We start from the raw sequence: 13,935 nt of genomic DNA, 5'->3' as shown, positions 1-13,935 counted from the left end.
TCCTAAAACTGCGCGTACATCGGGTCGACCGGCGTGTAGCCAAGGCCGTAAGCTCCGAACGTCACGGTTCCCACGAACAGAAGAATCACGAGGCTCCATCTCAGGAGCGCGCTTTGCGCAGTCGCCCACTCCCACAAATTGCAGCCCCGCTCCTTCGCTACGCCTACTGCGAGAACCAGCATCATGAACAAGGTTACGATGAGGCCGTCGCCAACGCCGAATCCGATTTGCAACGCCGATCCCGTCGTAAAGGCTTCGATAGTGAAATCGCCCGCAATCCGTCCCATCATGGCAAGCCCCGCCTCAAGCGAGTTGGAGCGAAAGAACAGCTCGCCGACGAAGATGATCGCCAGCGTCCGGACGGTCTGGAACGTTCGATAAGGCCAGCTATTGCGGTCGATGCCGAAGTGCTGCGCCGCACGCGCGCATGGAGGCTCGATCAAGCCGCCCGCCATGATCAGGACGAAGTAGTACAAACCGAAGAAGAGGTACTGGCTGCCGGCGCCATGCCACAAGCCGTTGCCGATCCACACGCAGAACAGCGCAACGGAGCTTGCCAGAAGCGGACCGTATCTGTTTCCGAAACGCTTGCGCGCCTTGGTCGTCAGCATCTTGCATGGCTTGGACAACGAGATAGGGTAGTACACGTAGTCTTTGAACCACAGGCCCAGCGTGATATGCCAACGTTGCCAGAATTCGGAGGCGGTGCGGGAGAAGAACGGCTGCCTGAAGTTTTCGGGCAGCGTTACGTTGAACACGCGGCCCATGCCCAGGGCGACGTCCATCGTTCCTGAGAAATCGCAGTACAGCTGAATGGTGTACAGGATCGCAGCTAAGGCTATGACGCCTCCGTCGTACGAACCGTAATTGTCGAACACCGGCTTCACGAACGCGTTCAGCCGGTCCGCGACGATGATCTTCTTCGCCATGCCCCACATAATGCGCAAGGTTCCTGCGTACAGGTTCTTTCGATTAAGCGGTTCGCCCGCGATAAGGCTGGGCGCAACGTCGTTGTATCTGCTGAGCGGTCCTTCCATGATTCCTGGGAAAAACGCCAGGAACAGCGCCACGTGCCCAAGGTTCTTGTCGGCCTTCGTGCGTTCGCGATACACATCCACAACGTATGAAACGGCCATCAACGTGTAAAACGATATCCCGATGGGCAATGCGAAGCTGGGGATGGAAAGGTCGATCGAAATGCCGAACGCCGCCAGCGTGGAAGCCAGCGACAGCCCGAAGAACCCCGAGTATTTCAGGACGGCCAGAATGCCGATATTGGCGACGACGGCCGCGAAGACGATACGGCGGTTCTTCCGCTTGCAGGCCTCGCGTATCTCGCGTTTGCCCGAGCTGGCTGTCGCCAGTTGCCGGTTCTTCTCTGCAAGGTTGGCGCCCATCATGCGGGCGCACGCGTACACGACTGCCGTCGACAGGGCGACGAACGCGATAAGCGCGCCGCTGAGCGCGAAGAAGAAGCCGTAGCTGGCCAGCAGGAGCACCGCCCACCTAAAGCGCCTTGGCGCCATGCCGTACAACATGACCGTAATCGGCAAAAAGGCCGTGAAGAAAAGGGCGGAATAGTACGACGTCATTAAAATGATTCCCTACTCGAGCGATTCGCGCAGGCTAAGCCTGCTCTGCTTGCAGGCGCGCCATCAGGGAGCATACGGCCTCAACCGAGTTGAAATTGTCGGGCACGATCTCGACGGGGGGTATCTCGACGTCGAATGCATCTTCGAGTTCGGCCACGAAGGCGATCATCGTCAGCGAATCGATGCAGCGCGAATCGACGAGGTCGACGCGCGCCTCATGATCCACGCCCGGGTTGATGTCTTCGAGAATGTCGATAACTTGATTTTTCATAGTCCGTTCTCCTTTTCGTCCTGTTCCGTCGATCTATCCTGCGGCCCGTTCGATGAATTGAACGAGGCCGTTTCCAGCCGATGCCGAGCAATGCGCATATTTCCCGAAACGTCGCGCACGACCACCGACGGAAGATCCCGGCTTAAAAACAGCGCCCGACCCTCCGTTGCGCAGTAGGCGCCTGCCCGAGAGAACGCAAGCACGTCTCCCACGGACAAATCGACGATCGGCGCTTGCTTGGCCAGGATGTCGTTGACCGTGCAAAGCGCTCCGCAGATGTTCCAAGGCTGCGCAGCGCCGGCCGTTGCGCCGACCTTCCTGAAAACCGGGGACTTCATGGCCATCGAATGCCCGTAGTACGAAATCTGATGCATGCCGCCGTCGACGATCGCGTAGTTTTGCCCGCTCGTCGTTTTGACGTCGACGACGCTGGTCAGATACGCTCCGCAATCAGCCGCGATGCTGCGTCCCAGCTCGAGGACGACGTCCCCCTCGAAAGGGAAACCGTCCAGCAGCGTTGCAAGCTCGGCAACGGGTTCGTCCTGCGCGCTGCGAGCCCGCTCCTCGTCCTCGTCGAAGTACTCGACGGGAAGCCCGGGGCCGTATTCGATCTCGTTCAGCTTCACCGAGCAAGCGGCTTCCACTTCGGCCACGATGCGGTGCAGCTTGTTCAACTCTCTATCAAGCTTCTTGAGCGACGTTTTCTGCGTGCCCGAGTAGTACTGGATACCCTGGATGCTGATGAACGGGTCGTCTTTGCAGCCGGCAATCAGCTCTTTCAGCGTGGCGGAGTCTACGCCGAATTGGTTTTCGCTGCTCAGTCTGAAAAGAACGTTCACCCTCCTGCGATACGCGTTAGCGAGTACGACCAGGTCTTTCAACTGTTGGGAAGACTCGATGGTGAATCTATGGGGGATGCGATCCGCTTGGAACAGATCGTCCAAGCAGCGGCGATCCTTCCACACGCCCGAAAGCACGATCTTCTCGAACGGCACGCCTGCGTTCGCGCAGATGAGCACCTCGCCCGGCGAGCATGCTTCTACGCAATCCGCCAGAGCCGACGCCTCCAGCACGATGAAGGGGTTCGCCTTCATCGCATAGCAGAGCTTGATGCGAGAGGGGAGCGATGCCCGCAACCGGGTGATTCGGTCGTTAAGAACCTGATGGTCGAAAAGGTACAAAGGCGTCGGGCATGCATCCAGCGCGTTTTGCAGCGTTGCGTCGTCTATCATCATCGATCAGCCCTCTCGCGCTTCGCCGGTTCGCCGTGCGATTCCAGGAGCATCGCACGGTCCACCTTCCCGTTCTTGTTCAGCGGCATGCTCGGCACCTTCGCGATGCGCGTCGGCCTCATGAAAGCGGGAAGCAATGATGCCGCCCGACCGGGAAGCTCTTTCTCGCAAGCCGTTCCTTCGTAGAACGCGCATAGCCGGTTCTTTTTGGAATCGAAGGCGCATCGGCACCTGTCGACGTCGGAGAACCCTTCGAACGCCTTGTCGATCTCTTCCAGCTCGATTCGGTGCCCTCGGTACTTGATCTGATTGTCTTTGCGACCGCAAAAGACCAGATCGCCTTCGTCCGTCAGCATCGCGCTGTCTCCCGTGCGGTACACGCGCTCGCCGTAAAGGGAATTGAGGGGATTGGGCGCAAACGCCTTTTCCGTCGCTTCTCGATTGCCGATATAACCCAACGCCAACGAGGGTCCTCGCACGATGATCTCGCCTTTCTGGCCCGGCTCGACGATGCGCCGTCCCTCCTCGTCGACCGCTAGGACTTCGCAGTGCCCGAGTGCTTTTCCCAGGGGAAGCTCGGCGGCGCCGTCTTTTGCGCGGTCGACGCGATGGTACAGGCAGTTGCAGGTGATCTCGGTTGGGCCGTACAGGTTGACGAACTCGGCGTCCGGCAAAGACGCAAGCAGGGATTTCAAGTGGGCAAGTGGCATTACCTCGCCGCTGAACAGCACTTTTCGAACCGTGGTAAGCGAATCGCTTGTAATTGCGCGAAATGTGTTCACCATGCACAAAGCCGCGACCGCTCAAACCATCACGGTCACGCGCTGCTCGTCCAGAAACTCAACCAAGGCTTTCGGCTGCATGAACAAGCGACGCGGCACGATGACGAGCGTCGCTCCCACCGCCAAGCTTCCGAAAATATCTTTGACGGACACGTCGAAGTCGAATGGCGCTTGGTTTGCGAACCGATCGCTGCGGTCGAATTCGAATTCCGAAACGAATTCGTCGATGAAGCTGATGATGGCTCCATGGCTGACAACTACGCCTTTGGGGACGCCCGTTGATCCGGAGGTGAACAGAACGTATGCCGGATCGATCGAAAGCGATGCCGGCTCGACCGCGTCGCGCTGCTGTATCCCGGCGCGCTGGCTATGCAGCTCCTCCAAGGAAACGATCTTGCACGCGTCTTCGAGTTGAAGGCCCCGCAGGGCTTCCTCGTCGGCCACCAAGAGCGGGCTTCCCAATGTCGCGACGATGTGCGCAAGTCGCACGGGGGGAACCGATGGATCGACCGGCACGTAATATCCGGATGCGAACAGCGTGCCCAGCATGATGGCAAGTGTGTCATAGCATTTTTCCACCATGATGACCACGCCCCGATTTGCCACGTCGTATTCGGATAGCGCTGCGCCGTACGCTGCGCTATCGTCCTGCAACTGCTTGTAGGTATAGTTGCCGAACTCGTCGACAACGGCCGTATCGCCGGGCCGCTGCTTCGCGGCCTCGGCCAGATACTCCAGCACATTGCTCTTGGATTTCATGGGAAACCTCTCTTACGTATTTGCCTCGTGTTCCACAGTAAGAGAGCAACCTTTTCGTTTCCTAAACGCTTTCTAAAGGTTTCTTTGGGTTTACCAATAGCCCAATTGAACGCCTCTCTGGTACACCGCCTGCGCCTTTGCGTAGTATCCGTAAGAATTCAAATGGGTCCAGTCTGAGCGTAGCTGCAGGGATATGCAGCCTACGGCAGCATCTTCTGCATCTTCTCGGGTGGGCGTAAGCCCTGCGATCGCCAACCCGTTATCGATGAGAAACTGGCGCATGTTGATAAAGCGGTCGCCGAATTCTGCGGTCAGCGTGGCCTCCCACTCGGTTTGACGGCCGGTCTCGCCCGGCTCGAAAGCCTCTTGACTTGGATCGCCGAACGAAGTTCCGGGGTCGTCGGTGTCGCCGATGATGATGAAGTTCTCGCATCCGGAGTTTTCGATGATCGCATGGTACTGCTCTATGAGCGTTGCGTAATCGCCATCCCAGCCGCCGTTGCTTCCCATTTCCAGCACCAGTATCGTTCCCGTATGCTGTTTTGCCAGCTCGGCCACTTCCTCATCGATGAAGAGGCGCTCGTCCTCGTCATCGGCCTCGATGGCTCCTTGCATAATGCCGATCTCTTCGGATGTCGCGCCCGACACGCCGAAATTGCAGGTGGTCATACCCGTCAGTTTTTGAAGTACGTCAGGATACGACAGATAGCTGGCATCGAAGACGCCGTCGCCGGTCGCGATCACGGCTGGATCGCGACCGGCTCCTTCGGTCATGCTGTCGCCCCAGCAAACTATCTCCTTCGACGCTTTTCCGTTGCTCCGATCGTCTGAGACCAAAACGCGCTCTTCGGGCTCATCGTATCTCGCGTCCGCCAATTCGTTGTCGATCGAATCGTTTTCAGCATGCTTTTCCTGGGTTGCGGCGCATCCCGCCAGTCCGATGTGGCCAAGCAGCAGCGCAAGCAGCGCGACGCAGCGTATCAGAGGATTCTTCATAGCTCTCCTTCAAGCAAAGGACATACGCTTTTCACTATGAAAAGCCATCCTTTGCTTAGGCTGAAGACAGCCTTAAGGTTTCTTAACGAAAGGGGCTATGCCAGCGGAAGAGTCACGACGATCTCGGTTTCGAAGTCTTCTTCGGGCTGAGCTGAAACGGCAATCGTTCCACCCTGCAAGTCTATGAAACGTTTGGCAATGGAAAGCCCCAAGCCGGTGCCCTTGCCCGATTCGCGTGCGTCATTGCTGGTCACAAACGGTTCGAACACATGGTCGCGTATGGATTCGGGAATTCCCGCGCCGTCATCCGCTACGGCGATCACCGCCTCGCTTTCAGTGCGTTTGCAGGTCAATCGAACGGTAACGCCGCCAGGATTATGCACGCATGCATTGTTGATCAGGTTGCCAAGCACGCGCGCCAGCAACGAGCCGTCGGCGCGCACCCAAATGGGATCGTCGGGGATTGCCGCGTCAAGGCGGCAGGCGCGCTGTTCGATAGTCGGAAGCATTTCCACCGCAATGCGACGAACCGCTTCGCAAACGTCCATCCGCACAAGCTGAGGGATGTACGAGGGGTGGTTCGTTTTGGCGTAAAGAAACAGCGAATCGATGAGCTGGGAGGCTTCGTCCGTTTTTTCCTTCATTGCCCTCAGATACTCTCCGGCTTTTTCGGGCGGCACGCATCCGTCCTCAAATGCCTGCGCATACCCCCTTATCACCGTCAACGGCGTTTTCAGATCATGCGAAATATCCGAAACGATGCGCTGCTTGTCGTTTTGCGCGGCCTTAAGCTCCTCCATCAGCTCGAGAAAATTATCGTATGTCGGCACCAGCTCAGCTGGAACGCGATGCATGCCGTCGGGGCTTTCGCCGCCTTCCTTGCATGCGGTAATGGCAGCGTCGAGCGGCTTTGCCGCCCTGCGTATCATTCTCACGAGCACCACGGCGGCAATTGCCGTGAAGGCAACCGCGACAGGGATAGAAGAAAGCCAAATCATCCCGTTTTGGCTGATCAGCTCATCGTATGTTGCTTCGCTCACATTCGAGGAGATAAAAACAAGGGTGCGGGGCTGATTGTCGACGGTAACGTATTCGAGCTTCTGGATAGATTTGTTTGCGCTGAATTCCCCGTTTATCAGGGAAAGCTCCCGCTTGCTCAGCGATTCTCGACCGGCGAACAGGTCGCCTTCGACGATCGTTCCATCAAGCTTGCAAACGCATGAGGATAAGACTATCTTCGAACTCCCGATCCCGCTCATTCCGCATAAGTTTATTTCATACACGGTGCCGTAGCGGGCATCGAAGCGCTGCAAAACCTCGTAGAACACCTGATCTTCTTCGGTTCCGTTGATGATTTCCAGGTCGTTGGCGTCGATCGATTTGGCGACATCGTCATCGCTGGCATAGAGGCGGTTCCCGTTCTGATCGAATATCACCATCTGAGCAGATGGCGGTATTGAGTTTCTCAATTCGTTGAAAGAGTCGTTTTCCAGCGCGACCCTGTTTTCCTCCAGATCGTCGATGGAAGGAAACGCGCTGTTGAGGCGCGAGTCCGCGAGGTAGCCGACAGCCGAAAACAGGCCCATGATCAAGACCGCATAAACAAGCACGATCGACATGCACCGAAACGCCAAGCTGGAAAGCAGCGACTCCACCCCCAGCTTCACCGATGTCGCATCAGCCCTCAAAACGATATCCCAATCCACGAACCGTAACGATATGCGCCGGATTGTTGGGATCGTCTTCTATCTTAGAGCGGATGTTGGATATGTGAACCATGATGCTGTCCTCGCCTCCGCCATGCGAGGAAGCGCTGATCAGTTCGTACAATTGCGCCTTCGTGTACACGCGGCCGGGCGAGGAGAACAGTTTGCTGAATATCTTCAATTCTGAGGCCGTAAAGGAAACCACGTTGCTGTTCTTCCGAACGATCAAGGACTCTTTGTCGAATTCTATGGCGCCCATGCGCACGACCGAACCGTCTGGTGAAATGTTGCTTGGGCCGCTTGCGGACAATGCATTGCAGCGTCTGAGAACCGCGCGAATGTAGGCCAGCACTTCGATCGGGTCGAACGGCTTCGTGATGTACCCGTCGGCACCCAAATCCAAGCCGAGCATCTTGTCGGTGGGCTGACTGCGCGCCGAAATGATGATGATGGGCGCGTTCGAAACTGAGCGAGCTTCCTTGATGAAGTCAAACCCGTTCATTTCGGGCATCATCAAATCCACGAGTATGACGGAAGGGGACTTGCGCTCAAGCAGCTCGAGTCCCAGCTTTCCGTTCGCAGCGGTTTCGACTTGGTAGTCGCTACCGCATAGATAGAGGCTCAGGATTTCGATAATATCCGAATCGTCTTCGACTATGAGAACCGTCTCATTCATGACGAGCCTTTCAAAAGAGTAGCGAGATCACGCTTTGCTCTTGCAGGGAGGGGGAGCGGCTTGGATTCGTATTGCCAGGACGCAGCCCATCAAGATAACGTTCGAGCAAAGAAATACCATGACTGGCGGCCTTGAGGTCATAGGGGGATTGAAAGAACAAGAAATCTCGCACTTTTGCCATAACCTGCGCATTGCATCCGGCAAGCTGCGAGCCGTTGATCGGATCCGTGGAATTTGTTCGCAGGGCAGGCGTGTTGTCGCTGGCGTTGGGATGTGGGTTCGTGTATGGTGAGGGAAACCGGTATTCGGGCTGACGGAAGAAGGGCGACATGGCGTTCGTGGAGTTTCGCGACGTGCGCAAGGTGTACCGCATGGGCGAGGTGGAGGTGGCTGCCGTCGACGGCATGACCTTCGACATCGAGCGCGGCGAGCTCGTCGTGGTCGTGGGCCCCTCGGGCGCGGGCAAGACGACGCTTTTGAACATGTTGGGCGGGATGGACGCCTGCTCGTCGGGAACCATCATGCTCGACGGTCGCGAGATCAGCGCATTCTCCGAGAAGGAGCTCACGTACTACCGTCGCTACGATATCGGGTTCGTCTTCCAGTTCTACAATCTCGTGCAGAACCTCACGGCGCTTGAGAACGTGGAGCTTGCCAGCCAGATCTGCAAGGATCCGCTCGATGCGGGAACCGTGCTCAAGCAGGTGGGCCTGGGCCATCGCCTGGACAACTTCCCGGCGCAGCTTTCCGGCGGCGAGCAGCAGCGCGTGGCCATCGCCCGTGCGCTGGCGAAGAACCCTAAGCTCCTGCTGTGCGACGAGCCCACCGGCGCGCTCGATTACCGCACGGGCAAGGCCATCCTGAAGCTGTTGCAGGACACGTGCTTCGACACGGGCAAGACGGTGGTGCTCATCACGCACAACTCCGCGTTCACCGCCATCGCCGACCGGGTGATCCACATCCGCGAAGGACGCGTTGCGGGCGTCGAAGTGAACGAAGCGCCTGTTTCCGCCGAGGCGATCGAGTGGTAGCCGGCGCGTCGTGAAAAGCGCGTTCAACACTGAGACCCTGCGTTCGATCACCCACTCGCTCGGGCGCTTCCTGGCCATCGCGGCCATCGTCGCGCTGGGGACGGGCTTCTACGCCGGCCTGCGCATGACCGCGCCCGATATGAAGCTGGCGGCCGACGAGTACTTCGACGGCACGTCGCTCATGGACATCCGCGTGCTTTCGACCCTCGGCCTCACCGACGACGACATCGCGGTGCTGCGCCACGTCGAGGGAGTCGAGGCCGTGATGCCCGCGCGCGAGACCGACGTCATGGCGTCCATCGACGGCGAACAGTACGCCACGCGCGTGCATTCGCTGCCCGATGCGGCGCGCACGAGCGACACCTCCGACGGCGTGCATGCGCGTTCCGACGACCCCGACTATCTGAACCGTCCCCTCCTCGTCCGGGGTTCGTGGCCGCAGAAGACGGGGGAGTGCGTGCTGTCGGCCAACCTCGTGGAGAACGACGCCATCGCCGTCGGCGACACGCTGACCATCACCGAGGGCGTGCAGGACGTGGACCAGACCCTCGTCACGCGCACGTACACGGTGACGGGCTTTGTGAACGCTCCGTACTACGCAACGTCTTCGAGCATGGGCGAGACCACGCTGGGTTCGGGCTCCATCCAACAGTATATGTACGTGCCCGAGAGCGACTTCTCGGCCGATCTTCCCTATACCGAGGCGTACCTCACGGTGCGCGGGGCGGCGAACGAACGCGCGTCGAGCGACGCCTACCAGCGGCTCGTAGACGAAGTGGCGGATCGCATCAAGGCGCTTGCGCCCGAGCGCGAGCAGGCACGTGTCGATCAGCTGAAGTCCGATGCGCAGAAGGAGCTCGACGAGAAGCGCGCCGACTACGAGGGCGAGAGGGCCGACGCGCAGTCGCAACTGGACGATGCGAAGCGCCAGCTCGACGATGCCGCCGCGACGATCGCCGCAAGCGAGCAGGAGCTGGCCGACGGCCAGGCGGCCTACGACAGCGGCGCGTCCGAGCTGGCGAGCCAGCGTGCGAGTGCTCAGGCGCAGCTGGACGATGCCGAACGGCAGATAGCCGACGGGCAGGCGCAGCTCGACGCGCAGCGCCCGCAGTTGGATGATGCCGCAGGGCAGCTCCAAGCGGCCCGGGCTCAGTGGCAACAGGGCGCCGACGCCCTCGCGGCGGCGTGGGGCGATTGGCAGCGGCGATCCGACGAGCTTGACGCGGGCATAACTCGGGCGCAGGCCGGCGTCGCCGACGCAGCGGCCGGCGTCGACCGGATCCAGAAGGGCATCGACGCGCTGGAGGAGCAGATCAAGCAGCTCGATCCCGACAAGGACGCGCAGAAGATCGCCGAACTGCGCGCCGAGCAAGATGCCCTCAAAGCGCAACAGCAGGATCTCCGGGCGCAGATGGCTCTCGTCCAGGCCACCCTCGACGATCTCGTCAACGTGCAGAAGCCCAAGCTGGAGGCAGCGCGTGCCGAGCTCCAGGGCAAGCAGGACGCCCTGGACTCTTCCAAGGTCGAGCTCGAACAGCAGCAGGCCGCCTATGAAGGGGGGAAGGCTCAGTTCGACGCGAGCGCCCGGAAGCTTGATCAGGCGCGCGCCGATCTCGCCTCATCGCGCTCGCAAGCCGACGCGCAGATCGCCGCGGCTCAGCAGCAGCTCGACGACGCCGCCTCTCGGCTGCAGGACGGCCGCGCCCAGCTCGAACAAGGTCGCGCCGACTACGACAGCGGCCTCGCCGAATACGAGCAGAAGAAATCCGACGCCGATGCGCAGCTGGCGGACGCCGAGTGTCGTCTCGACGACGCCCAGAAGCAGATCGACGATCTGGAGCGCCCCGAATGGCTGGTCATGGACCGCACGGCGAACTACGGTGCAGCCAGCTTCGAGGCGGACGCCGACCGCGTGGACAGCATCGCCGCGGTGTTCCCGTTCATCTTCTTCCTCGTGGCGGCTCTCGTGGCCCTCACTACCATGACGCGCATGGTGGAGGAGGAGCGTGCTCTCATCGGCACGTTCAAGGCGCTTGGCTACCGTCGCACGCGCATCGCCTCCAAATACCTCGCATACGCAGCCGCGGCCAGTGGGATCGGCAGCATTCTGGGCATCCTCGCGCTGTCCCAAGTGCTGCCCGCCGTCATCATGAAGGCCTACGGCATCATATACTTCGTGCCCGAGCTGCCGCTGCCGCTGCCCGTCGATCCTGGGTTCGCCGGGCTTGCAGCCGGGCTCGGCGTCGGCGTCACGCTGTTCGCCACCTGGGCCGCCGTCGCCGCCACCTTGCGCGAGCGCCCGGCGCAGCTCATGCTGCCGCGCGCTCCGAAGGCGGGCAAGCGCATAGTACTCGAACGCATCGGTCCGCTGTGGCGGCATCTCTCGTTCTCGTGGAAAGTGACGTTCCGCAACCTGTTCCGCTACAAGAAGCGCTTCGTCATGACGGTCATCGGCATCGCGGGCTGCACGGCGCTCTTGCTGACGGGTCTCGGGTTGTCCAACGCCATCAACGATATAATCGACAAGCAGTTCGGCGAGATCACGAAGTACAACGCCGTCGTTACGCTGGCGGACGACCTATCAAGCGAAGAGCAGCGGCGTATCGACGACCTGCTCGACGACGGCTCGCTCGTCACCGCGCATACGCTGGTCATGCGGCAGAACATGCTGGCCGGCGGGCCGGACGAGCAAGACAAGCGCATGGAGCTGGTCGTGCCCGAGGATCCGGCATCGTTCGACCGCTTCGTGGCCTTGAACACCCGCGTCGGCCATCATCCGGTGAAGCTGGACGACGACGGCCTCGTGCTCACCGAGAAGCTGGCGGCGGAGTTGGGCGTGCGCGCAGGCGATGCCGTCACGCTGACCGAGCAGGATGCCATCGGCAACGCGACCGGCACGTCATACGAGGCCACGGTCACGGGCATCGTCGAGAACTACGTGTACCATTACGCCTATATGGGTCCTGCCCTCTACGAGCAGCTTATGGGCAAGGCTCCCGACTACCGCACCGTGCTGGCCGTCACCACGTCCGACCCCGACTTGCGCGTGCAGTTCTCGAACGACCTTCTGGCCGCAGGAGGCGTGAAGACCGTGGCGTACAACGACGAGACCATCGACGCGTACCGCGACATGATGTCGAGCGTGAACATGATCGTCGTGGTGCTGGTCACCGCGGCGGCGGCGCTCGCGTTCATCGTGCTGTACAACCTCACGAACATCAACATCACCGAGCGCATGCGCGAGATCGCCACCCTCAAGGTGCTCGGCTTCACGCCGCGCGAGATGAACGCTTACATCTTCCGCGAGATATTCCTCTTGGCGGCCATCGGCTGCGCGGTCGGTCTCGTGTTGGGCGTGTGGATGGAAGGCTTCGTCGTGGTCACGGCCGAGGTGGACCAGATCATGTTCGGCCGTGCCATACACCCGACCAGCTTCCTGTTGGCGTTTCTGCTGACCATGCTGTTCACCGTGCTCGTGATGCTGGCCATGCGCGGCAAGTTGCGCCGCATCGACATGGTGGAAAGCCTCAAGTCGAACGAGTAATGCGCTACAATGAGCGCTTGACGATCGAAACAGAAGGGGACTCTTCATGAAGGTAACCGAAAAGAAGCTCGACGACGGACGCATCCTGCTGGAGGCCGTAGCCTCCACCGCCGAGGTCAGCCATGCCCTCACGGCGGCTCAGTACAGGTTCGCCCAGCAGATGGGCGTGCAGCCCACGCCGGGCATGTCCGTGGAGCAGGCCGTCGAGAAGCAGCTGGGCATCAAGGACCTCGACGCCATCGTGCAGCAGCAGGCCGTGGAGTACCTTGTGCCGTTCGCCATCGACAAGCGCAACATCACGCCGGCGTTCCCGGCTCTTCCGAAGGCCGCCGGTCCGCTCAAACGCGGCCAGACCTTCTCGTTCGAGGTTCGCGTCACGCCGAAGCCCGACTACGAGCTGAAGTCCTACGAGCCCGTGTCCATCACCGTGCCGCCTTTCGAGATCGAGCAGGCCGAGGTCGAGGAGCAGATCGCGCAGATCGCCGAGAGCTACGCGGAGTTCGTGTCGGACGAGCCGCACCCGGTGGAGAAAGGCGACGGCTTCCTGCTGGCGCTCGAAGCCTTCCAGAACGGCGAGAAGATGGACAACCTGTCCACCGAAGGCCGCACGTACCTCACCGGCATGGGCCTCATGCCCGAGGACTTCGAGAAGCATCTCATCGGCATGAACGTGGGCGAAACGAAGTCGTTCTCCTTCGACCTGCCCGGCATGAACGCCGACGACAAGGGCGACACCGTCGACTGCACCGTCACCGTCAAGGAGATGCAGAAAAAGGTCGTCCCCGCCATCGATGACGAATGGGTGGCCAAGAACCTGCCCATGTACCGCGATGCGGCCGCTCTGCGCGGCGGCATAACCGATCGCCTGACGGCCGACCGTCGCGCCCAGTACGAGGCGTACAAGCTGCAGGTTGCGGCATCCGAGCTGGCCAAGCGTTTCGAGGGCCGCATTCAGGACGAGGTGTACGAGGCCATGCAGCAGACGCTCGTGTCCAACCTGCGCGGCCAGCTGCAGCAGCAGGGCATCCCCTTCGAGCAGTTCGTGCAAAGCCAGGGCGGCGAGCAGCAGTTCGGCATGATCATGATGATGCAGACCCGCGAGATGCTCGTGCAGGGCTACGCGCTGGACGCGCTGTTCCGTCACGAGAAGATGACCCTCACCGACGAGGACATCGACGCCGCCTGCCGTTCGATGAACCCGCAGAACCCGGACGCCGTGAAGCGCGAGATGCAGGAGAACGGCCGCGGCTTCGCTCTGCGCGAGGCCGCCGAGCGCATGAAGGCGAACCAGTGGCTGCTCGATCATGCCATCGTGAACGTGGAGCAGCTGGCGGAGCGGCAGTAAT

At 60.4% G+C, this 13,935-nt stretch carries 10 protein-coding genes and 1 pseudogene; 3 read left to right on the top strand and 8 right to left on the bottom strand.

Translation table 11 applies throughout. The annotated features are described in order from the left end of the window. Window positions 1-2 precede the first annotated feature (2 nt). The 8 genes and pseudogenes from ELEN_RS10980 to ELEN_RS16210 all read right to left on the bottom strand — a co-directional run bounded on the left by ELEN_RS10980 (window position 3) and on the right by ELEN_RS16210 (window position 8,345). Entirely contained in the window at window positions 3-1,592 is a 1,590-nt protein-coding gene (locus ELEN_RS10980) for an MBOAT family O-acyltransferase (RefSeq protein WP_009306370.1), read from the bottom strand. A gap of 34 nt (window positions 1,593-1,626) precedes the next feature. Next, window positions 1,627-1,863 carry an acyl carrier protein gene (locus tag ELEN_RS10975; RefSeq protein ID WP_009306369.1) on the bottom strand — a complete coding sequence of 79 codons (237 nt, stop codon included), beginning with the start codon at window positions 1,861-1,863 and terminating at the stop codon, window positions 1,627-1,629. After that, complete coding sequence (locus ELEN_RS10970) at window positions 1,860-3,098, bottom strand: alanine racemase (protein ID WP_015760994.1); 1,239 nt, start codon at window positions 3,096-3,098, stop codon at window positions 1,860-1,862. The genes ELEN_RS10975 and ELEN_RS10970 overlap by 4 nt, the downstream gene beginning before the upstream one ends. Then, window positions 3,095-4,636: pseudogene (locus tag ELEN_RS10965) on the bottom strand (amino acid adenylation domain-containing protein). Before ELEN_RS10965 ends, ELEN_RS10970 begins: the two are co-directional and overlap by 4 nt. Before the next feature lie 90 nt (window positions 4,637-4,726). Continuing rightward, on the bottom strand, window positions 4,727-5,632 hold the full coding sequence (locus tag ELEN_RS10960; RefSeq protein WP_015760993.1) for an SGNH/GDSL hydrolase family protein: 906 nt from the start codon (window positions 5,630-5,632) through the stop codon (window positions 4,727-4,729). A 95-nt stretch (window positions 5,633-5,727) separates the two neighbouring features. Further along, entirely contained in the window at window positions 5,728-7,338 is a 1,611-nt protein-coding gene (locus tag ELEN_RS10955; protein ID WP_041691650.1) for a sensor histidine kinase, read from the bottom strand. Next, window positions 7,310-8,014 carry a response regulator transcription factor gene (locus ELEN_RS10950; protein ID WP_015760991.1) on the bottom strand — a complete coding sequence of 235 codons (705 nt, stop codon included), beginning with the start codon at window positions 8,012-8,014 and terminating at the stop codon, window positions 7,310-7,312. The genes ELEN_RS10955 and ELEN_RS10950 overlap by 29 nt, the downstream gene beginning before the upstream one ends. A gap of 10 nt (window positions 8,015-8,024) precedes the next feature. Then, window positions 8,025-8,345, bottom strand: a complete 321-nt coding sequence (locus ELEN_RS16210) for an Ldh family oxidoreductase (RefSeq protein ID WP_139019509.1) — start codon at window positions 8,343-8,345, stop codon at window positions 8,025-8,027. Between ELEN_RS16210 and ELEN_RS10945 the strand changes: the two genes are divergently transcribed. The 3 genes from ELEN_RS10945 to ELEN_RS10935 are packed head-to-tail and all read left to right on the top strand — an operon-like array spanning window position 8,344 to window position 13,934. Next, window positions 8,344-9,045 carry an ABC transporter ATP-binding protein gene (locus tag ELEN_RS10945; RefSeq protein ID WP_009607900.1) on the top strand — a complete coding sequence of 234 codons (702 nt, stop codon included), beginning with the start codon at window positions 8,344-8,346 and terminating at the stop codon, window positions 9,043-9,045. The two genes, ELEN_RS16210 and ELEN_RS10945, sit on opposite strands and share 2 nt — an antisense overlap. 10 nt (window positions 9,046-9,055) lie before the next feature. After that, entirely contained in the window at window positions 9,056-12,589 is a 3,534-nt protein-coding gene (locus ELEN_RS10940) for an FtsX-like permease family protein (protein WP_015760990.1), read from the top strand. A gap of 46 nt (window positions 12,590-12,635) precedes the next feature. Beyond that, window positions 12,636-13,934, top strand: a complete 1,299-nt coding sequence (locus ELEN_RS10935; RefSeq protein ID WP_015760989.1) for a trigger factor — start codon at window positions 12,636-12,638, stop codon at window positions 13,932-13,934. Window position 13,935 lies beyond the last annotated feature (1 nt).

Source organism: Eggerthella lenta DSM 2243 (assembly GCF_000024265.1).
Taxonomy (GTDB): domain Bacteria; phylum Actinomycetota; class Coriobacteriia; order Coriobacteriales; family Eggerthellaceae; genus Eggerthella; species Eggerthella lenta.
Note: the sequence above shows the minus strand (reverse complement) of the source record. Positions and strands in the feature narration are given on the sequence as shown.

Excerpts from the sequence above, each read along its gene's own strand:
- ELEN_RS10980 (WP_009306370.1), bottom strand. The coding sequence starts at position 1,592 with ATGACGTCGTACTATTCCGCCCTTTTCTTCACGGCCTTTTTGCCGATT.
- ELEN_RS10975 (WP_009306369.1), bottom strand. The coding sequence starts at position 1,863 with ATGAAAAATCAAGTTATCGACATTCTCGAAGACATCAACCCGGGCGTG.
- ELEN_RS10970 (WP_015760994.1), bottom strand. The coding sequence starts at position 3,098 with ATGATGATAGACGACGCAACGCTGCAAAACGCGCTGGATGCATGCCCG.
- ELEN_RS10960 (WP_015760993.1), bottom strand. The coding sequence starts at position 5,632 with ATGAAGAATCCTCTGATACGCTGCGTCGCGCTGCTTGCGCTGCTGCTT.
- ELEN_RS10950 (WP_015760991.1), bottom strand. The coding sequence starts at position 8,014 with ATGAATGAGACGGTTCTCATAGTCGAAGACGATTCGGATATTATCGAA.
- ELEN_RS10945 (WP_009607900.1), top strand. The coding sequence starts at position 8,344 with ATGGCGTTCGTGGAGTTTCGCGACGTGCGCAAGGTGTACCGCATGGGC.
- ELEN_RS16210 (WP_139019509.1), bottom strand. The coding sequence starts at position 8,345 with ATGTCGCCCTTCTTCCGTCAGCCCGAATACCGGTTTCCCTCACCATAC.
- ELEN_RS10935 (WP_015760989.1), top strand. The coding sequence starts at position 12,636 with ATGAAGGTAACCGAAAAGAAGCTCGACGACGGACGCATCCTGCTGGAG.